Source organism: Streptomyces sp. NBC_01334 (assembly GCF_035983595.1).
Taxonomy (GTDB): domain Bacteria; phylum Actinomycetota; class Actinomycetes; order Streptomycetales; family Streptomycetaceae; genus Streptomyces; species Streptomyces coriariae.
The window spans coordinates 8,355,028-8,374,417 of sequence record NZ_CP130718.1; the positions used below are offsets into that span (position 1 = coordinate 8,355,028).

The window sequence follows — 19,390 nt, forward strand, 5'->3', positions numbered from 1 at the left end:
GCGCGACCGCTCATCCTGCCGTATCCGGCACGGGAGTTCGTACCCGAGGATCCGGTCGCGGTGGCGGGATCCCGCAGCTCAGACGATTCCCTCGGCCAGTTCGGCCTGCTCGCGGTCCGATCCGTAGGCCGCTGTGGTGGGCGTCCCGTACGAACGGCGGGCCACGAACCACCACACCGTGGCGAGGAGCAGTACGACGGCCAGCGCCACGGACGCGTAGTTCATCGTGTCCACCGTCACCGGCGACGACTGGGGCAGGCAGAACAGCACCGTCACACAGGCCACCCACACCACGGCGACCCATCCGACCGGACGGCTCCAGCGGCCCAGATGCCATGGACCCGGCCGGAAACGGTCCCCGGCGCGCAGCCGCAGCAGCACCGGGATGGCGTACGCGGGCGTGATGCCGATGACGTTGATGGCGGTGACCGCGCCGTACGCCGTCGCCGAGTACAGGGACGGCAGGGCGAGCACACCCGCGACCGCCACCGACAGCCACACGGCGGCGACCGGCGTCTGGGTACGGCTGCTGACCTTGCGCCACAGATCCGAGCCGGGCAGGGCCCGGTCCCGGCTGAACGCGAAGACCATCCGGCTGGCGGCGGCGACCTCGGCGTTCCCGCAGAACAGCTGGGCGGTGATCACCACGACCAGCAGCGCGCTCGCGCCGTCCGTGCCCAGCCCGTCGAGGAGGATCTGCGCGGGCGGCACGCCGGTGGCGGTGGCGCGGGTGGCGGCGTAGTCCTGGACGGCGAAGGTCAGCCCCGCCAGCAGCGCGAAGCCCGCGAGCCACGACACCCAGATGGAGCGCACGATGCCCTTGGCGGCCGCCACCGAGGCGTTGGAGGTCTCCTCGGAGAGGTGGGCCGAGGCGTCGTAGCCGGAGAACGTGTACTGGGCCAGCAGCAGCCCGATCGCGGCCACGTACACCGGGTTGTGCCAGCCGGTGTCGTTCACGAACTCGGTGAACACGAACGACGGCGACCGGTGGTGGTCCGGGACGATCCACAGCGCGCCGACGATCAGTCCCACACCCGCCAGGTGCCACCAGACGGAGACGGAGTTGAGGACGCTGACCAGGCGGACGCCGAACAGGTTCAGCACGGCGTGCAGCAGCAGGATCGCCACGAAGATCAGCATCGTCTTCTCCGGCGTCGGCTCGAAACCCCAGCGGAGATTGGCGAACGCGCCCACGAAGAGCGCGGCGCCGTAGTCGATGCCGGCGATCGCGCCGAGCAGGCCGAGCAGGTTCAGCCAGCCGGTGTACCAGCCCCAGCGCCGGCCGCCGAGCCGGTCGGCCATGTAGTACAGGGCGCCGGAGGTCGGGTAGGCGCTGGTGACCTCGGCCAGCGCGAGCCCGACGCAGAGCACGAACAGGCCGACGCCCGCCCAGCCCCAGAGCATCACCGCGGGGCCGCCCGCGCCCATGCCGAAGCCGTACAGGGTCATGCAGCCGGACAGGATCGAGATCACGGAGAAGCTGATCGCGAAGTTGCCGAAGCCGCCCATCCGGCGGGCCAGCACCGGCCGGTATCCGAGTTCGCGCAGCCGCTGCTCCTCGTCGGGACCGGGTGCGGCGGGTGCGGCGGGTAAGGCGGGCCGGGCCGCGGGGTCGGGGATGCTGGACATGACAAACCTCCGGAGACGGATGGGCCGCAACTGAGCGCGGGGCAGAAGGGGAGGGAGTGGGGGGAGCGGAAGGTGGGGGAGTGGAAGGTGATGAGCAGGGGACGCGGACGGCGTCAGGAACCAGGCCCCCGCGCCGGAGGCCGACTGCGCGTACGGGCCTGGAGGAACACCTGCACGGCCTCCGCGTGATCCCCCGGGGCCGGGGCGCGGTACGCCCAGGGAAGCGGCGTGCAGTACGGGCCGATCGCGTCGAACACCTCGGCCGCTTCGGCGAAGCGGAGCGCTCCCCACAGGGCGTGCGCCAGGTGGTTGAGGTCGAGCGGCGAGCGTTCGGCGGGACCGGCGCGGTCGAACCACCCCTCCCGTGCCCGCAGCGCCTCCCGGGTCGCGTCTTCCGCCACCCAGTGCAGGTCCAGGGCGGCGCCGCGCCCGCCGCCGCGCCGGTAGCGCTCGGCCCGCACGTAGAGGGGCAGGACGTGCAGCGCGGAACCCGGCGGTGCGGTGTCCGCGACCCGGTGCGCGAAGCCCGCCGCCCCGGCCAGCCGCCCGGAACCCGCCTGCGTGTACAGGAACTGGAGCATGCGGTGGTGCGCCTCGCGGTTGTGCGGGTCACGTCGGACGGCCTCGTCCAGCAGCCCCCACGGGCCCGGCGGAAGGCCCGGCTCGGGCGGCTCCGCCCGGTGCTCCGCCCACAGCAGCTTGCGGTCCAGCTGGGCCAGCGCCAGCAGACACACCCACGGCACCGGGTCCGGCGGCGCCGTCCGGGCCGCCGACTGGCTCAGGTCCCAGGCCTCGATCCACAGTTCGTGCGTACGCAGATGGCGTTCACGATGCGCCCGCAGCGCCCGCTCGACGGCGACCCGGGCCTGCATCACCGTGGCCGGCACACTGTGCGGCTCCTCGGCCAGCCAGGCCCGCACCACGTCCGTCCCGGCCGCCGCGGCGGCCAGCACCTGGGTGCGCCGCGTCCACTGGCACCACGCCGTGGTGCGCTCCAGAAGGACGCGCATCGACAGCCAGCGCCCGGTGCGGACCTCCTGGAGCGCGGCACGCAGATCGGCGTCGTGCCCGGCTGGGTCGTAGGCCGGGCGTGCTCCGTCTCTCGCCATCAGCCACCCGCCCGCGGGCGTGGTACCGGCACGACGGCAGGGTGGAGTAACAACAGCCCTCCTCGGGGCGGCGGATGGAGCGGCGGGTGAGGAGATCGCGTCGGTCGGCGTCACTATAGAGGCGCGGGAAACGCGTCACATGCGTTTCCCGCTGGATCCAACTCTCCTTTTGCACACCGCATTTGACTGGCCATCAGCCAGCGAACGACGGCCGGGTCGCCGCTGGTCGGGGGCCTCTTGACGGGACCCGTGGCCCGACGGCAGGCTGTCGCCCCGTGATCACCCGACGATCACCGAGGGAGGGCACGATGACGGGTCCGGTACTCGCCGTCGACCAGGGCACCTCCGGCACCAAGGCCCTGGTGATCTGCCCCGAACGCGGCGTGATCGGCACCGGGTTCGCCGCCGTGCAGCCCCGCCACACAGCCGGCGGACTGGCCGAGGTCGACCCCGGCGCGCTGTACGACTCGGTCGTCGCCGCGGGCCGCCACGCGCTGGCCGAGGCTCGCGAACCCGTCGTGGCGCTCGGCCTCGCCAACCAGGGGGAGACCGTCCTCGCCTGGGCCCCGGCCACCGGCCGCCCGCTCACCGACGCCCTCGTCTGGCAGGACCGCCGGGCCGCTTCCGTCTGCGCTGAACTGGAGTCGCACGCCGAGGAGTTGCGCCAACTCACCGGCCTGCCCCTGGACCCGTACTTCGCCGCCCCCAAGATGGCCTGGATTCGACGTCACCTCACCGCCGAGGGAGTCGTCACCACCAGCGACGCCTGGCTCGTCCACCGCCTCACCGGCGCCTACGTCACCGACGCCGCCACCGCGGGCCGCACCCAACTGCTCGACCTGGACCGCACGCGGTGGTCGCCGCGCGCCCTCGACCTCTACGGCCTGTCCGGCGAACGGCTCCCGGACATCGTCGACAACGCGCGGCCGGTCGGCACGACCCGCGCGTTCGGCCCGGAGATCCCGCTCACCGGCCTCGCCGTCGACCAGCAGGCCGCTCTGCTCGCCCAACGCGTCACCACACCCGGCGTCGTCAAATGCACCTACGGCACAGGGGCGTTCCTCCTCGCCCCCACCGGCGACACGGCCCTCCGCAGCGCCTCCGGACTGGTCGGCTGCGTCGCCTGGCGGCTCGGCGGACGCACCGCCTACTGTCTCGACGGCCAGGTGTACACCGCCGCCTCCGCCGTGCGCTGGCTCACCGGCCTCGGTGTCATCCAGGGCGCCGCCGACCTCGACACCGTCGGCGCCACCGCGCCCGACAGCGGCGGCGTCACCTTCGTCCCCGCCCTCGCAGGACTCGCCGCCCCCTGGTGGCGCGGCGACCTGCGCGGCTCCCTCACCGGACTCGGCCTGGACACCACCCCGGGGCACCTGGTGCGCGCCCTGTGCGAGGGCCTGGCCGCACAGATCGTGGAGCTGGCCGAGGCCGCGGCGGCCGACCTCGGCGCGCCCGTGTCCACCCTGCGGGTCGACGGCGGCCTGACCCGCTCGGCCCTGCTCATGCAGACCCAGGCCGACCTGGCGCAGTGCCGCGTCGAGGTGTCCCCGCTGCCCGACGCGACCGCCCTCGGCGCGGGCGCCCTGGCCCGCCTCGGCGTCACCCCCGGTCTGAGCATCGCCGACGCGCTGCCCGACAGCAGGCCCTCGGCCGTGTACGAGCCGCGCGTCCCGGCGGCGGAGGCGGCTCGGAGACTGGGCGAATTCCGCGCCGCCGTGGGTGTGTTGCTGGAAAGGGAGCCGGCATGACGGTGACCTACGAGGGGCCGCTGCCCACGGCGCCGTACGACGTCGCGATCGTCGGCGCCGGGGTCGTCGGCTGCGCCGTCGCCCGCGAACTCGCCCGCCGGCCCCGCCTGAAGGTCGCCCTCGTCGAGGCCCAGGACGACATCGGCCAGGGCACGTCCAAGGCCAACACCGCGATCCTGCACACCGGTTTCGACGCGGTCCCCGGCTCGCTGGAGGCCCGCCTGGTCCGCGAGGGCGCCGCCCTGCTCGCCGCGTACGCCGCCGAGTCCGGCATCCCTGTCGAGCCGGTCGGCGCGCTGCTCGTGGCCTGGGACGAGGAGCAGCTCGCCGTCCTGCCCCACCTGGCGGAGAAGGCCGAGCGCAACGAGTACAAGGACGCGCGCCTGATCGGGTCCGCCGAACTGTACGCGCGCGAACCGCACTTGGGACCCGGCGCGCTCGGCGCCCTGCACGTGCCCGGCGAGAGCGTCATCTGCCCCTGGACGACCCCGCTTGCGTACGCCACCCAGGCCGTGCGGCACGGCGTGGACCTGCACCTCGACTCTCCTGTCCGACAGGTGGACCGGCAGGGCGACACGCATGTGATCGACACCGGCCGGGGCACCCTGCGCGCCCGCTTCCTCGTCAACGCGGCCGGTCTGCACGCCGATGCGCTCGACCGGCTGCTCGGCCACGACGACTTCACCGTCACCCCGCGCCGCGGCCAGCTCATCGTCTTCGACACCTTCGCCCGCGATCTCGTCCACCATATCCTGCTGCCCGTTCCCACGGCCCTCGGCAAGGGCGTCCTGGTCGCCCCCACCGTGTACGGCAACGTCCTGCTCGGCCCCACCGCCGAGGACCTGGACGACAAACGGGCCACGCACTCCACGGCCGACGGCCTCGCGGGGCTGCGCGCGCAGGGCCGCCGCATCCTGCCCGGGCTCCTCGACGAGGAGGTCACCGCCGTCTACGCCGGACTGCGCGCCGCCACCGAGCACGACGACTACCGCATCACCGCCCACCCCGGTCGGGCCGTTGTCACCGTCGGCGGGATCCGCTCCACCGGTCTGACCGCGTCCCTCGCCATCGCCGCCCATGTCGTCGGCCTGCTCGAGACCGGGACCGGCCTCGACCCGGGACCGGTGCGCGCCCTGCGACCGATCCGGATGGACCGGCAGCGGACCGGCCCCGAGCACGGCATCCTCGTCTGCCACTGCGAACGCGTCTCCCGGGGCGAGATCCGCGACGCCCTCGCCGACACGATCCCGCCGCGCACCCTCGACGGACTGCGCCGCCGCACCCGGGCCCGCGCGGGCCGCTGCCAGGGCTTCCACTGCGGGGCGGCCGTGCGGGCCCTGCTGGAGGAGGCCCGGACATGACCGGCCCGGATATGACCGGAGCACGCCGGGTCGACGTCCTGGTCGTCGGCGCGGGCCCCGCGGGCCTCGCGACCGCCGCCCGGCTCGCCGCCGCCGGAGCGGGACGCGTCGAGATCGTGGACCGGGAGACACGGGCCGGGGGAGCGCCGCGGCACTGCGCGCACGGCGGCTACGGCACCCTCCTGCATCCCCTCACCGGCCCCGCGTACGCCCGGCTGCTGGTCACCGGCTCCCGGCAGGCCGGGGCGACCGTCCGCACCGGTGTGACGGCCCTCGACTGGGCCGGCCCTCTCACCCTGCACACCCTCGGCGCCGAGGGGCCCGGGACGATCACCGCACGGGCGGTCGTCCTGGCCACCGGCGCCCGCGAACGCCCCCGAGCGGCCCGGCTGGTGCCCGGCACCCGCCCGGCCGGTGTCTACACCACCGGCGAACTCCAGCAGGCCGTACACCTCTACGGGCAGCGGATCGGTACCCGCGCGGTGGTGGTCGGCGCGGAGGACGTCTCGTACGCCGCCGCCGACACCGTACGGGCCGCCGGCGCCACGGTCGTGGCGATGCTCACCGACCTGCCCGGACCGCAGACCACCCGGTCCCGGGCCGCCGACTCCCGGCTGCGCCACGGCACTCCGCTGCTCACCGGCACCACGGTCGCCGAACTGCTGGGCCAGGGCCGCCTGTCGGGCGTGCGGGTACGGCACCGCGACGGCCGTACGGCCGTACTGCCCTGCGACACCGTCGTGTTCACCGGCGACTTCGTCCCCGACCACGAACTGGCCCGGCGCGGTGGCCTCATCCTGGACCCCGGCACCCGTGGCCCGGCCGTCGACGGCGCCCTGCGCACCTCACGCCCCGGCGTCTTCGCCGTCGGCAGCGTGCTGCACGCCGTCGAGAGCGCGGCGACCGCGGTCCGGGAGGGCTCCCACGCCGCCGGTGCCGTCCTCGACCACCTCGCGGCCACCGATCGTCTCGCGGCCACCGGTCGGCCTTCGGGCGCCGACCGCGCCGACCGCGTCGACGCCGTGCCGCTCCTCGTCGACCCGCCCCTGCGCTGGATCGCCCCGAACCGCGTCACTCCGGCCGACCGCCTCCCCTACGTCCTGCGCACCGCGACCCGACTGACCCGCCCCGTCCTGCGCGTCACCCAGAACGGGCGCGTGCTGCACAGGGAACGGCTGTGGACGGCCGCCCTGCCGAACCGCACCCTGCGCCTGCCGGCCGGCTGGACGCACCGGGTCGACCCGCGGGGCGGTGCTGTCCGGGTGAGTGTCCGGCCGTGAGGCGGCCGAGACCTCGCGGGTGCTTCAGATGACCTTCATCCGTACCAGCGCACCGAGCGTCAGCGCCCCCGGCACCAGCGGCAGCCACACCGTGATGATCCGGTAGCCGAGCACCACGGCCGTGGCCGGCGCCACCGGACCGCCCGCCGCCACCAGCGCCACGATCAGCGCCGCCTCCACCGAACCGATCCCGCCCGGCGTGGGGACCAGCGCGACCGCCACCGTCGCCGCCAGGTACGCGACCGCCATGTGCGCCACCGGCACCGGCAGCCCCAACGCCTGCCCCACCGCGGCCAGTCCGGCCGCCTGGAGCACCGGGAACGCCAGCGAGCCGCCCCACAGGGCCAGCGCCCGCACCGGGCGGGAGTGCACCGAGCGCGCCTCGCCCAGCGCGGTGCGCAGGAAGGAGCACACCGCCGACCGCAGCCGCCGTACGAGGGCGAGCGCGCCCGCCGCCACCAGCACGGCCGCCCCGAGGACGCCCAGCAGCGGGCCGAGCGCCCCGCCGGGCAGGAGGGAGCCGAGCCGCAGCGCGTCGGGGAAGACGAGCAGCAGCACGGCCAGCAGGCCCACCCGGGCCACGCCCTCCGCCATCAGATACAGCGCGAGGGCCGCGGAGGAGCGGGCCAGGGGCACTCCGCACACGGTCATGAACCGCAGGTTGACCGCGCTCGCGCCCAGCCCTGTCGGCAGCAGGTGGTTGGCCGCGCCGGCCGCGAACTGCGCGGCCAGCAGCCGCCGTCCGGGCAGCCGCTCCACCACCGCGCCCTGCCGGGTGACGGCCGCCGCCACCCACGTCAGGCAGGTCGCTCCGAGCGCGGCCAGCAGCCAGGGCCACTGCGCGCTCCGCAACTGTGCGAAGCCCTCGACGAGAACGGACCGGTGCCGCACCGCGACCACGGTGACGAGCAGGAGCGGAAGCAGACACAGGATCTGGCGCACCGGCACGCGCCGGGCCGGCCTGCCTGGGGGAAGGGGAACGGGAACCGCTGTCACACTCGGAGAGGTTCTCGGCACGGCGCCAACGGCGGGTTGCGGAAGCGGGGACGGAACATTACGTACGGTCATCGGGTCCTTCGTCTGATCCTGTGCCTGATCCTGTGGCTGATCCGCTGTCCGACCCCTCGGCTGATCCTTTGCCTGATCCCTTGCCGTCGAGGATGCGGGGAGAAGGTTGACCTCAAGGTTGCTTGAGGTCCTACGGTCACTCCCATGAGCATGGAGAGCACCGCCTGGACGCAGCTTTACAGCGTCATGAACGCCCAGCAGGAACGCCGCCCCTTCGACCGGGTGACATTGCGCCGCATCGGCGCATTCGCCCGCCCGCACCGCCGCCGGATCGCGCAGTTCGTCCTGCTGGGGGTGCTGACCGCGCTGCTGGCCGTCGCCACCCCCGTCCTCGCCGGACGGGTCGTCGACGCGATCGTGTCGCACGGCGACCCGGGCACGGTCGTCCGCCTGGCGCTGCTCATCGCGGTCATCGCGGTGCTGGAGGCGGCGCTCGGCATCCTGGGCAGGAGGCTCTCGGCGACGCTGGGAGAGGGGCTCATCCTCGATCTGCGCACGGCCGTGTTCGATCATGTGCAGCGGATGCCGGTCGCGTTCTTCACACGTACCCGTACGGGAGCGCTCGTCTCCCGACTCAACAACGACGTGATCGGCGCCCAGCGCGCCTTCAGCAACACCCTCTCCGGAGTGGTCTCCAACCTGGTCACCCTGGTGCTGACCCTCGTCGTCATGCTCACCCTGTCCTGGCAGATCACCCTGCTCGCGCTGGCCCTGCTGCCGGTCTTCGTGCTCCCGGCCCGGCGGATGGGCAGCCGGATGGCGGGCATGCAGCGCGAGGCGGCCACGCTCAACGCGGCGATGGGCACCCGGATGACCGAGCGCTTCTCCGCGCCAGGCGCCACGCTGATCAAGCTGTTCGGCCGGCCCGAGGAGGAGTCGGCCCAGTTCGCGGCCCGGGCCGCCCACGTCCGGGACATCGGCGTCCGTACGGCCACCGCCCAGTCGGTCTTCATCACCGCCCTGACCCTCGTCTCCGCGCTGGCCCTCGCCCTCGTCTACGGCCTCGGCGGGCATCTCGCGCTGAACGGCACCCTCGAACCCGGCGCCGTCGTCGCCCTCGCCCTGCTCCTGACCCGTCTGTACGCCCCGCTGACCTCCCTCGCCGGGGCCCGGGTGGAGGTGATGAGCGCGCTGGTCAGCTTCGAGCGGGTCTTCGAGGTGCTCGACCTGAAGCCGCTCATCGAGGAGAAGCCCGACGCCCGCGAGGTGCCGCCGGGCCCGGTCTCCGTCGAGTTCGACGAGGTCCGCTTCGGCTACCCGTCCGCCGACAAGGTCTCCCTGGCCTCGCTGGAGGAGGTCGCCTCACTCGACTCCCGCGGCGGCGCCGAGGTCCTGCACGGCGTGTCCTTCCGCGCCGCTCCCGGGCAGACCGTCGCCCTCGTCGGCTCCTCGGGCGCCGGCAAGTCGACCATCGCCCAACTCCTGCCGCGCCTGTACGACGTCGACGCGGGCGCCGTCCGGATCGGCGGGGTCGACGTCCGTGACCTGAGCGCGGGCTCCCTGCGGGCCACTCTCGGCATGGTCACCCAGGACGGCCACCTCTTCCACGACAGCGTCCGCGCGAACCTCCTGCTGGCCCGCCCCGGGGCCACCGAGGACGAGCTGTGGGACGCCCTGCGCCGCTCCCGCCTCGACGACCTCGTCCGCTCCCTTCCCGACGGCCTCGACACGGTCGTCGGGGAACGCGGCTACCGTCTCTCCGGCGGTGAGCGCCAGCGCATGACCATCGCCCGGCTGCTGCTGGCCCGCCAGCGCGTCGTCATCCTCGACGAGGCCACCGCGCACCTCGACAACACGTCCGAGGCGGCCGTCCAGGAAGCCCTCGCCGAGGCCCTCGCGGACCGTACGGCGATCGTCATCGCCCACCGGCTGTCGACCGTGCGCGCCGCCGACCTGATCCTCGTCGTCGAGTCCGGCCGGGTCGTGGAACGCGGCACCCACGACGAACTCCTCGCGACCGGCGGACGGTACGCGGAGCTGCACCGGACGCAGTTCGACCAGCCGGGGATGACGGAGGCGGCCGTGCGCTGAGGCGGTGTGAGCGCGGCGCGCCGACGGGCCGCCCGCTCTCCGCGGCGCGTCCGGAAGGTCAGCGCTTGGCGAGCAGATCCGCCGGGAAGGCGCCGGCGGCGAGCGCGGTGCGTACGAAGCCCGTGCCGAGCTCGGTCAGCCGGGCCACGCCCTCCGCGCCCAGGTGCGCGTACGGGGCGCGGTCCAGCCGGTCCGTCTCCCGCTCGATCTCCTGGCGCAGCGCGCGGCCCTGCTCGGTCAGCTCCCCGTCCTCGTCCAGCAGGCCGCGCTCCCGCAGCCGGCCGGCCGCCGCGTCCCAGTCCTCCCGGCTCCAGCCGCGGGTGTCGCGCACCCACTTCGGCGACATGCCCTTGCCGGTCGCCGTGTGGGTCACCATGGCCTCCAGACCGTCGAGTCCCGCGGCCATCAGCACGGCGAGGTGCCCGTCGCCCCGGTGCTCGCGCAGCAGCGTGGCCGCGTGCCAGTACGCCAGGTGCGGCTCCTCGGGGACTGGCAGGTCGGCGTGGGCCGAGTACAGGGGCCGGGCGCTGCGCGAACAGGCCTCGGTGGCGCGCAGGGCGAGCCGGGCCGCCTCCGCCATCTCCGCGGACGCGACCACGTCCGCGCCCAGCTGGCGGCGCAGCGTCGTGTCGACGGCGCGCGTGCGCGCCGCCAGGACCTGTGCGGGCGTGGCCGACTCCCACACCGCGGGCACGTGCCGGGCGACGAGCGTGTGCTTGTAGTTGTAGAACGTCGCCGTCACCGCGCCGGCTCCCACCGGCCCCAACGCGGCCGCCCGCACGGCGAAGTTGACGGCCCGCGGGTGGCTGACGCCGAGCGCGCCCAGCTCCCGGCCCACGTCGGGGGAGAAGTAGTGCGTCGCGTGCAGCGAGTTGAGTGTGCTGTGACAGTGGCGGCCCGCGCGCGGGTCCGGAGCGACGGTGGTCATGACGGGCACGATACCGACCGGTCGGTAACATTTCCAGGCCGGTGACGCACGCCGCCGGCCTGCCGAGCAGATCGACCCTGGAGCTGCTGCCGGCCGTCGTGGACGGCCCGGGTGCGTCTGCTGCGCTCGTCGCCGCCGGGACGGCCTCGGCGCTGGCGCCGGCCGCGCCGGACGGCTCCTACCCGGCTCCGTCCCCACCCGCCGCGTGCGCAGTGCTACGGCACGCGCGACGGCTTGCCCGTGTCCTGACCGCGCGGCGCGGAGAGCTCCGCGGCGAACTGCGCCCCGGTCAGCAGGGCGAGGTTGGACAACCACAGCCAGACGAGGAAGACGACGACGCCCGCGAGCGAGCCGTAGAGCCTGCTGTACGCGCTCAGGCCGGAGGCGTACCAGGCGAAGCCCGCGGAGACCACGAGCCACAGCGCGGCTGCCAGGACGCCGCCGGGCAGACTGCGCCCGCGCAGACGGGCCGGGGCCGGACCGGTGTGGAAGACGACCACGACCAGGAGGGCGACCAGGCACAGCAACAGCGGCCAGCGCAGCACGCTCCAGGCCCAGGTCGCGGTGGCGTCCACACCGACGACCCGGCCCGCCGCCTCGGCCAGCGGACCGGTGAGCAGCAGGACGAGGGAACCGGCGAGGAGCAGTCCCAGCAGGGCGAGGGCGGTGAGCAGGATGCGGGGCGCCTTGCGCCAGGGTGAGCGCCGGTCCTCGACCCGGTGCATGTGGTTCAGGGCGCGGCGGAAGACGGCGAGATAGCTGGAGGCCGACCACAGCGCACTCGTCGCTCCGGCCACGAGCAGCGGCCAGGCCCCCCGGTCGGCGCCCAGCGCACGGGACAGCACGGCGTGCAGGTCGGCGCCGGACTCCGCCGGGGCGTACATCGTGACGTGGGTGACGAATTCCTCCGCCGTGTCCGGGCTGATCAGCCCGAACGCGAGGACGGTGACCATCATCGCGGGGAGCACGGCCAGGATCGCGTAGTACGTCAGCGCCGCCGCGTAGTCCGTGATGTCGTCGTTCCACAGGGACACCGGTGTACGCCGCAGCGCCGGCCACCAGGCGGCGGGCACCCGGGGCCGGAAGGGGCGGCGCACCTCGCCGGCGTACGGGTCAGCGGACATGGCACCTCCGGTGCGTGCGGGTACTGCGGCGCAGGCGGGTGTGCGCGGTGCACGGCACGGCCGTGTCCTCGGCCATGCCGTCGATCATCCCTGCGAACGGTGTGCTCATGTCCATCCACCTCTCCCCCGGATCCACCCCCGCACACCCCCCGCCGAGCCGCTTGTCGCTCGGCGTCGTCGACGGTGACAGGACCGGGGCGGGCGGTGTCTCAGGAATCCGAGGGACGGATGATCTGCCACTCCTGGTCGTCGGTGTTGGAGCAGGTGAAGAGCGTGAGGTGTTCTCCGTTGCCGCCGGTGCTGTATCCGGCGACGTCCAGACAGGCGTTGTTGCTGGCGTAGTTACGGATCCAGTAGTTGCCGTCGTCCTGTTTGTCGAGCCACCACAGCTGGTTGTCGGCGGTCGTTCCGGCGCAGGCGTACTCCAGGATCGGCGACCTGATGGGCTTGGCGCCGTAGTCCGGCAGATCCACGCACAGCTGGTCCTCGACGTTGCGGATCTGGAAGAGAGCCGAGCCGCCGGGGCCCAGCTTCGGGTACTTCACCTCCAGGTTCCACCGCTGGCTGCCGACGCTCTTCTCGTCGCAGGTGGCCTGCACCACCCGGCCCGCCGAGTCGGCGTCGTCGCCGGCGGGGAGGTCGGCGCACATCTTGGTGGTCGGGTTGCGCAGCATGATGTCCGACGCTGGCAGCACGCTCGGGGTCTTCTTCTTGGCCGGCGGGGACGCCGCGCCTCCGCCTCCGCCGTTCTGCGCCGAGGCCGACGCGGCAGGTGTGTCCGCCGCGGCGGGCGGGGCCGACACGGCAGGTGCCGAGGGCGGCGCCTGAGGCGCCGAAGGGGAGGGCGCCAGTGTGCTCACGGCGGCCTCCTGCAACTCGCGGGCGGTGCTGGTGACCTTGGGCTTGTAGGCGATCCACAGCATCACGAAGGCGATCGTGAGCGCCAGGAGGATCCCGAACAGCCTGGTGAGCCAGCCGGGCAGGAAACTCCGCTGCACATAGGTGCCCTCGACGCTGAGCGGCGTCACCCCCGACCGCTTCACCGCGAGGGTGTACGGCCGCTCCGTCCTGGACCCGAACCAGATGATCTGGCGAGGCTTCAGCGTGGCCTTCACGAACGCGGCACGTCCGGGCTCGATCTGGAAGTTGCTCGGGTGGATCTCGTACGACAGCTGGTCACCGTTGTCGCTGCCGCTCAGCGACCCGGTCACTTTCGTGTTGCCCAGGTTGTCGACAGCCAGCTTCGGCCGTCCCCGGAAACGGCCCTTCACCGTCGGCGGGACGAGCTCGGCCCGCACCTCCGTGAAGGGCGCGATCGTCAGATTTCCCTCGGGAACGGTCGTCGACTCCGGATGTTCGGTCGGGGTGATCCGGATCGCGTACGGGTTCGGGCCGGCCGTCGCGTCGGACGTGCGCGGCGGGGCGAAGGTCAGCTCCACCGTCCCCGTCGTCCCCGGGTACAGCCGCAGGGAAGCAGGCTCCACCGTGGTCCAGGGCGCGAGGTCACCGACGGGCTCGAAGCGGTACTCGTCGACCACGTCACCGGTGTTGCGCAGTCGCAGCCGCACGGTCGTGCTGTCACCGGGATCCACCGTGGCCGAGGAAGGTTCGAGGGAAGTCCAAATACTCACTGCTCGACGCTACGGGGGCGGACGGCATCCGTCAGGAGCCGTCGGGGCAAGCCGAGTTGCCCCGACGGGCACCGACGGTCCCGGAAGTACCCAGGTGAGAGACGTGTTCGAGGTCTGGATGCGTCGGCACGACCTCCTTCCGTCGGCACCTTCTCCTTCCGCCGGCACGCCTGGCACGGGCCGCACCCTCGGGCCGCACCCTCGGGCGGCGGACGCAGGGTGGCGCGGCGCCTGCCGCAGGCCGTGTGCCGTCCGCATGCGAACGGAAGGCCGGGCGCTTCGGGGCGCTGTTGTCAGTGCCGGATGACACCATCCGGCCATGAGCGGAGAGTCTTTCAACTGGCACGATTTCCTCGGGCGTTGGCAGGAGGAGTGGGTCCCGCGCGCGGACGAGGACGAGGAGGACGACGAGGGCGGCGGCGGGCGGACCGCTGTCCACCTGGGCAGGCCCGGGGCACAGGAATCGGCGATCGCCGCGGCCGAGGAGCGGCTGGGGCGGCGGCTGCCGACCTCGTACCGGGAGTTCCTGGCCGTGAGCGACGGGTGGCACGTGGAACAGACGGCCGGGGTCTACCAGCTCGGCGGTGTCGCGGACATCGGCTGGTTCCAGGACCCGCACGGCATGACCCCGCTGTACGAGGAGAGTCTGGGCGACAACCCGCGCGAGGAGGACGTCCTGCTGGCCGGGATGTGGCAACGGGCCCTACGGCTGGAGACCGACTCCGACATGTCGTACGCCCTGCTCGACCCGGGCGACAGCGACCAGGACGGCGAGTGGGCGCTCTACGTCTACAAAGGCTGGAGCGGTGAATTCCCGGACCGCTACCCGTCGTTCCGCGCGTACATGGAGGCCATGTACCGCGGCTTCCACGCCGACCGGGCGGCGAGCCCCGGCTTCGTCAACGCGACCACGCGCGCCCAGGACGCCCGGGTGGAGGACGCCCGCCTGCTGGCCCTGCGCGGACGGTACGAGGAGGCCCTGCCCCTGGTCGAGGAGGCAGGGTCCTTCGGACGGCCGCACAGCGCCGTCCTGCTCAACCAGCTCCGGCATCTGTCGGCGCCGCGCAGCTCCCGGGACTACGGCTTCCTGGTGGCCGACCCGCGCTACCTGCCCGAGATCCTGCCTGTGGCGGCCATGACGCCGGCACGCGGCGAATGGCGGCTGGGCGGGGACGACCACTGGCTCGGGATGATGGCCGCCCGCGGGGTCCCCCGGGAGACCGCCGAGGCCCTGCTGGGCACGATGCGGGACGGCACCCATCGCTACGCGCCTCCCGGCCCGTGGGGCAGGGCCGTCTCCGAGGCCCGGGAGGCGGCCCGCTGGGGGGCGACCGACGCCGCGTGGCGGATCCTGCGGAACGCGCTCCCGCGATGGGAGGCGCCCGGGCCCTCGCTGATCGCCCCGGTCGGCCTGCTCGCCGATCCGGTTCTGGGTCCGCTGATCACCCCGGAGCGCGGACGGGAAATCCTTGCGACGCCGCGGGCCGGGCAAGCGGGACCCGCTCCCGAGCCGGTGCCCGATCTCGACCCGCCGGGCCTCGCCTGGCTGACGGAGCCCGCGGAGACCCGGCAGCCGTCCGACGGCTACCGCTGTGTCTGGGCCGAGGGGATCGACCCCGCCCGCCTGCCCGCTGTGATAGGCGAGGCAGGCGCCGAACTGGGCGCGCCCGCAGATCCGCGCGAGGCGTCCTGGCACGCGCCCAAGCCCCACGAGCGGGAGGGCGTGGAACTCTGGGAGGACCGGGCCGTGGTTGCCGTCGGCCGCACCGCCGAAGCGTGGGCCTTCGCCTTCGACGGCTACTGCCACCACCTCGGCAACCTGTTCTCCTCCCCCGCTCGGGCCGCCTCCTCGTCCGGCCGCGCGGTGGTGGTGTGGCGCGACCCGAGGCACTCGCACCCGGGCGACCGCCCGGCCGCGTTCCACCTGTCCGTGGCCGAACAGGGCGAGGAGCTCTACGCGTTCACCGTTCGCGGTACGGAGATCCGGCGCTCCGGCGCGATTCCCGAGGCCCTGGACCCCGCACGGCTGTTCCGCCCGGAGGACGGTGAACCGGACCGCGAGCTCCGTGTATTGCAGGCCCTGCACACCGAACTCGGGCTGTCGCTTCCCCGCTTCGCGCTGACCCAGGGCAGGCTCCACACCTTCACCACCCGGTCCTGGACCCGGGCGCCACGCGAGGGGGAGGGGTTCGCCTACGTCAGCCTCGGGGGGCGCCGGTCCTGAACCGGGCTGCGGCGAGCCGCCGTGGCTCTTCGGTCCCCTGACGCGGGCCTGCTCATCGACGGCGGCGTCCGCGACACGGCGGAGACCGAGGCGCTCGGCTTCCCGGTCTTCTCGCGCGGCACCTCCATCCTCGGCACCCGCAAGGACTTCCGCGGCGTTCTCGGGCGTCCCGTCGACGTCGGTGGCGCCACGGTCCACACCGGCGACCTCGTCGTCGGGGACGTCGACGGGGTCGTGGCGCTCCCCGCCTCCGGCACCGAGCGGATCCTCGACCGGGCCGACGCGCGCGTGGCGCACGAGAGAGATCTGATGAAGCAGCTCCGGGAAGGCCGCGGCACCCTCGACCTGTACGACGACTTCCAAGCTGCCGGACGGTGACGACACCCATGACGGACAATCCGATCTCCGCCGTGGCCGTCCGGGCCGAAGCGCTGCGTGCGCAGGGCGCGGACGTCATCACGCTCGCCGCCGGTGAACCCCAGGCGGCCAGCAGCGCCGCGGTGGTGGAGGCCGTCGTGGCCGCGGTCCGCGACCCCGCCACCCACCACTACGGGACGGCCCAGGGCGACCCCGCTCTGCGCGCGCTCGTAGCCACCACCGTCGCCGTTGACACCGGGCTCGCCTGGAGCGCGGACGAGGTGCAGATCGCCCTCGGCGCGAAGCACGCCCTCTTCCTCGCCGTCCAGGCTCTGACCGACGCCGGTGGCGAGGTCCTGGTCGCCGCGCCCGGCTGGCCAGGTCACGCCGAAGTGGTCACCGCCGCCGACGGTGTCGCCGTACCGGTCGCCACCGACGAGGAGTTCCGGCTCTCGGCCGAGGCGCTCGACCGCTGTCGTGGCCCACGCACACGGGCGGTGATTCTTTCCAGCCCCGGCAATCCCACCGGCGCCGTCCACCCCGAGGCTCGGCAGAGGGAGATCGCCGACTGGGCGCAGCAGCACGGCCCGTGGGTCATCAGCGACGACGTCTACTGAAGTCGTCACCCACCCTGGTGCGCGGTGCCTGATCCGTCACCTTCCGCCGCCACGGCAGCCCGCACCCGCTGGTCCTCGCGAGCAGAGCCGACGTCCCGTTCCAGGGGTGTGCGGCTCACGGCCGTCGCAAGGTCTTCCAAGGCCCGCTTCTGCAGTTCCGCCTCCCACCGCACGACCGGGCTCCGGTTGCCGGCGGCAGGGTCCTCCCACGCGTGGAGCGCCTCCTCCACGCGCCCCCAGTCCGGATTCCTGTGCTCGCGCACGTCGACTGCCGCCTGCGCGGTGTCCGCCTCCAGAGCCTCGGCGAACCGCTCCGCCTCGGGGACGGAACGGCTGTCGGCCCGCGGGACGTGGCTCTCCATGAGCATCGCCGCCCGGCCGAACCCCTGGAGCGCCTCCTGCGCCTCCTGCGCCTCGCGCGCGGTCAGCCCCCTGGGGCGGACCGGTTCCTGCCTTGCCTGGTCGTATGCCTCCTGCCAGGCGGCCCGTGCCTCCCTGCTTGCCAGGAGTGCCCTGCGCAGGTCGGCGTGATGCTCCCGGGTCGGTTCGGCGTAGTTGCGGAGCACCGCGGCCGCGTAGTGGCCGTTGGCGGCGAGCCAGTCAGCAAGCCGGCCCGCCAGCTTGGGCGTCTCCCATGCGGGGAACAGCACGTACGCCAGCATTGCCAGGGCCCCGCCGAGCAGGGTGAGCACCACGCGCTCCGGGACCGTCTGCTCCCATGCCTGGCCGCCCATGCCGAGCAGGAAGACGACGTACGCGGCAGTGAAGCACTGGGAGTAGGCGTAGCCGGTACGGATCAGCGTGTACGACAGGCCTGCCGAGACCACCGCCAGCGCGCCGAACACATGGGCGTCCGGGCCCAGGGCCCGCACCATCCCGGTGGCAAGCGCGACCCCCGCCAGGGTCCCGGCGAGACGGGCCACCGCCCGCGCGTACGTCCGGTGGAAGTCCGGCCGCATCACCATCACCGAGGCGATGGGCGCCCAGTAGCCGTGGCCCAGGGGGAGCCGGGCGGCGATCAGGTAGCCGAGCGTGGCCACCGCCGCCACGCGGACGGCGTGCCGGAACACGGGCGAGTCCCGCCGGAGCTCACGGCGGACCGCCCGGGCGACGACCGGGACCAGCCGGAACATTGTCGGGCGCACCAGGAACTGGGTGCCCGCGGATCCGGGCGGCGTGGGCGTCCTCCCGCGCGCGCCGCCGCAGCAGGCGATCTCCAACGCCTCGCCGAGCAGTTCCACGAGCCGCTCGGCGGCCTGCCGCGCGGGTCCCTCCAGTACCTCGTGCTCCTCGTCGACGCGCAGGACGTCCGTGCTCCCGGGCCGCACCTCGGCGGGAGTGCCGCGGCGGATCGAACGGGCGGCCGCATCGAGGACGTCGGCGGCCGCGTCGAGCAACTCCCGCGCGCGGTCCCGCCCGGGTCCCTCCGCCGGGGCGCCCACGTCCGGGTCGGCGAGCGCGGCGACGACCGGCCGAATGCGCTCGGCGAGGCCCCGGGGGCCGTGGAGGACGGAGGGACGGGTGCGAGCCTGTGACGGCGTCACTGCGGCCGCGTCCCGGGCCGTCATCAACGGCTCGGGGTCGAACGGGGCGGTCGGGTCGTGCCGCAACCGGCGGGCGTAGTCCGCCACGGCGGCCAGGGCGTCGGCGAGCGCGTCACGATGCGCTCCCCAACGCCGGATCGGGAACAGCAGGATCAGCACGGCCTGCGTCACGCCCCCGAGTGCGATGACCCCGGCGTGCTCCAGGGCTCGCCCGACGCTCGTGGGCAGGGTGATGGTCACCAGCATGCTGCCCACGGTCGTCGCTGCGACGATCCCAGCGGTCGATCCGACGGCCCACGCCATTCCCGCGGCAAAGGCCCATACGGCCAGCAGCGGGAGGAACGTCACGAGTCGCCCCGCCGCCAGGTAGCCCACGAAGGTGCTGAGCGCCAGACCCGCGCCCGCGCCGAGCGCGATCACCTTGCGTGGGCGCCAGGTGCGCTGGAAGGTGGCACCACCGGCGGAGTAGGCGCCGAGGGCGGCGGACGCGGCATACGCAGGGGAGACCAGCCACAGCGCCGGCCCGACGACGATCGCCACCCCAGCGGCCGTGCGCAACGCGAGCAGGGGCTCCAGCCGCGTCTCCTCGATCGTCAGCCCGGATCGCACGACCTCCCCGAAGGCCCGCAGCCACCTCACCCGTGTGAGCCTAGCCGGAACGCCCTGCCGGGGCGCGTCGGCCTGGTTGAGGTGCGGCAGCCGTCGGGCAGGAAAGCCTCCCGCACGGCCCGGGAACATG

14 protein-coding genes are annotated in these 19,390 nt (G+C 73.8%); 7 read left to right on the forward strand and 7 right to left on the reverse strand.

Annotated elements, in window-relative coordinates; all coding sequences use genetic code 11:
- Positions 1-78: 78 nt before the first annotated feature.
- Both OG736_RS37240 and OG736_RS37245 read right to left on the reverse strand, forming a co-directional pair.
- Positions 79-1,629 (reverse strand): amino acid permease, encoded by a 1,551-nt coding sequence (locus OG736_RS37240; RefSeq protein ID WP_327186335.1) that lies wholly within the window; start codon positions 1,627-1,629, stop codon positions 79-81.
- 113 nt (positions 1,630-1,742) lie between these two features.
- Positions 1,743-2,738, reverse strand: coding sequence for a hypothetical protein (locus OG736_RS37245; protein ID WP_327186336.1), 996 nt, complete (start codon positions 2,736-2,738; stop codon positions 1,743-1,745).
- 308 nt (positions 2,739-3,046) lie between these two features.
- Here OG736_RS37245 and OG736_RS37250 point away from each other — a divergent pair, with 308 nt between their 5' ends.
- From OG736_RS37250 to OG736_RS37260, 3 genes are read left to right on the forward strand one after another with little or no spacing between them, the layout of a single operon-like run.
- Positions 3,047-4,486: an FGGY family carbohydrate kinase gene (locus tag OG736_RS37250; RefSeq protein ID WP_327186337.1), complete on the forward strand. Its 1,440-nt coding sequence runs from the start codon at positions 3,047-3,049 to the stop codon at positions 4,484-4,486.
- The gene (locus tag OG736_RS37255) at positions 4,483-5,847 is read left to right on the forward strand and encodes an FAD-dependent oxidoreductase (protein WP_327186338.1); all 1,365 of its coding nucleotides are present in this window, start codon (positions 4,483-4,485) and stop codon (positions 5,845-5,847) included. Before OG736_RS37250 ends, OG736_RS37255 begins: the two co-directional genes overlap by 4 nt.
- 11 nt (positions 5,848-5,858) lie before the next feature.
- On the forward strand, positions 5,859-7,127 hold the full coding sequence (locus OG736_RS37260) for an NAD(P)/FAD-dependent oxidoreductase (RefSeq protein ID WP_327187818.1): 1,269 nt from the start codon (positions 5,859-5,861) through the stop codon (positions 7,125-7,127).
- 24 nt (positions 7,128-7,151) lie between these two features.
- Here OG736_RS37260 and OG736_RS37265 read toward each other — a convergent pair whose 3' ends face one another.
- Positions 7,152-8,075 (reverse strand): lysylphosphatidylglycerol synthase transmembrane domain-containing protein, encoded by a 924-nt coding sequence (locus OG736_RS37265; protein WP_327186339.1) that lies wholly within the window; start codon positions 8,073-8,075, stop codon positions 7,152-7,154.
- A 264-nt stretch (positions 8,076-8,339) separates the two neighbouring features.
- Here OG736_RS37265 and OG736_RS37270 point away from each other — a divergent pair, with 264 nt between their 5' ends.
- A complete protein-coding gene (locus tag OG736_RS37270; RefSeq protein WP_327186340.1) occupies positions 8,340-10,226 on the forward strand; it encodes an ABC transporter ATP-binding protein in 1,887 nt (628 codons plus the stop codon).
- A 58-nt stretch (positions 10,227-10,284) separates the two neighbouring features.
- Here OG736_RS37270 and OG736_RS37275 read toward each other — a convergent pair whose 3' ends face one another.
- The 3 genes from OG736_RS37275 to OG736_RS37285 form a co-directional block, all read right to left on the reverse strand.
- On the reverse strand, positions 10,285-11,154 hold the full coding sequence (locus OG736_RS37275) for an SCO6745 family protein (protein WP_327186341.1): 870 nt from the start codon (positions 11,152-11,154) through the stop codon (positions 10,285-10,287).
- A 215-nt stretch (positions 11,155-11,369) separates the two neighbouring features.
- Positions 11,370-12,278, reverse strand: a complete 909-nt coding sequence (locus OG736_RS37280; RefSeq protein WP_327186342.1) for a YihY/virulence factor BrkB family protein — start codon at positions 12,276-12,278, stop codon at positions 11,370-11,372.
- 209 nt (positions 12,279-12,487) lie between these two features.
- A complete protein-coding gene (locus tag OG736_RS37285) occupies positions 12,488-13,909 on the reverse strand; it encodes an RICIN domain-containing protein (RefSeq protein WP_327186343.1) in 1,422 nt (473 codons plus the stop codon).
- Between the two features lie 319 nt (positions 13,910-14,228).
- On the opposite strand from OG736_RS37285, the gene OG736_RS37290 reads away from it, so the two are divergent.
- From OG736_RS37290 to OG736_RS37300, 3 genes are read left to right on the forward strand one after another with little or no spacing between them, the layout of a single operon-like run.
- Positions 14,229-16,133, forward strand: a complete 1,905-nt coding sequence (locus OG736_RS37290) for an SMI1/KNR4 family protein (RefSeq protein WP_327186344.1) — start codon at positions 14,229-14,231, stop codon at positions 16,131-16,133.
- A 21-nt stretch (positions 16,134-16,154) separates the two neighbouring features.
- Positions 16,155-16,511 carry an RraA family protein gene (locus tag OG736_RS37295; protein WP_327186345.1) on the forward strand — a complete coding sequence of 119 codons (357 nt, stop codon included), beginning with the start codon at positions 16,155-16,157 and terminating at the stop codon, positions 16,509-16,511.
- 8 nt (positions 16,512-16,519) lie between these two features.
- A complete protein-coding gene (locus tag OG736_RS37300) occupies positions 16,520-17,107 on the forward strand; it encodes an aminotransferase class I/II-fold pyridoxal phosphate-dependent enzyme (RefSeq protein WP_327186346.1) in 588 nt (195 codons plus the stop codon).
- A 5-nt stretch (positions 17,108-17,112) separates the two neighbouring features.
- Here the strand turns inward: OG736_RS37300 and OG736_RS37305 are convergent, their stop codons facing one another.
- Positions 17,113-19,290, reverse strand: coding sequence for an FUSC family protein (locus OG736_RS37305; RefSeq protein WP_327186347.1), 2,178 nt, complete (start codon positions 19,288-19,290; stop codon positions 17,113-17,115).
- Between the last annotated feature and the right edge of the window lie 100 nt (positions 19,291-19,390).

Excerpts from the sequence above, each read along its gene's own strand:
- OG736_RS37300 (WP_327186346.1), top strand. The coding sequence starts at position 16,520 with ATGACGGACAATCCGATCTCCGCCGTGGCCGTCCGGGCCGAAGCGCTG.
- OG736_RS37245 (WP_327186336.1), bottom strand. The coding sequence starts at position 2,738 with ATGGCGAGAGACGGAGCACGCCCGGCCTACGACCCAGCCGGGCACGAC.
- OG736_RS37260 (WP_327187818.1), top strand. The coding sequence starts at position 5,859 with ATGACCGGAGCACGCCGGGTCGACGTCCTGGTCGTCGGCGCGGGCCCC.
- OG736_RS37240 (WP_327186335.1), bottom strand. The coding sequence starts at position 1,629 with ATGTCCAGCATCCCCGACCCCGCGGCCCGGCCCGCCTTACCCGCCGCA.
- OG736_RS37280 (WP_327186342.1), bottom strand. The coding sequence starts at position 12,278 with ATGTCCGCTGACCCGTACGCCGGCGAGGTGCGCCGCCCCTTCCGGCCC.
- OG736_RS37250 (WP_327186337.1), top strand. The coding sequence starts at position 3,047 with ATGACGGGTCCGGTACTCGCCGTCGACCAGGGCACCTCCGGCACCAAG.
- OG736_RS37255 (WP_327186338.1), top strand. The coding sequence starts at position 4,483 with ATGACGGTGACCTACGAGGGGCCGCTGCCCACGGCGCCGTACGACGTC.
- OG736_RS37275 (WP_327186341.1), bottom strand. The coding sequence starts at position 11,154 with ATGACCACCGTCGCTCCGGACCCGCGCGCGGGCCGCCACTGTCACAGC.
- OG736_RS37290 (WP_327186344.1), top strand. The coding sequence starts at position 14,229 with ATGAGCGGAGAGTCTTTCAACTGGCACGATTTCCTCGGGCGTTGGCAG.
- OG736_RS37270 (WP_327186340.1), top strand. The coding sequence starts at position 8,340 with ATGAGCATGGAGAGCACCGCCTGGACGCAGCTTTACAGCGTCATGAAC.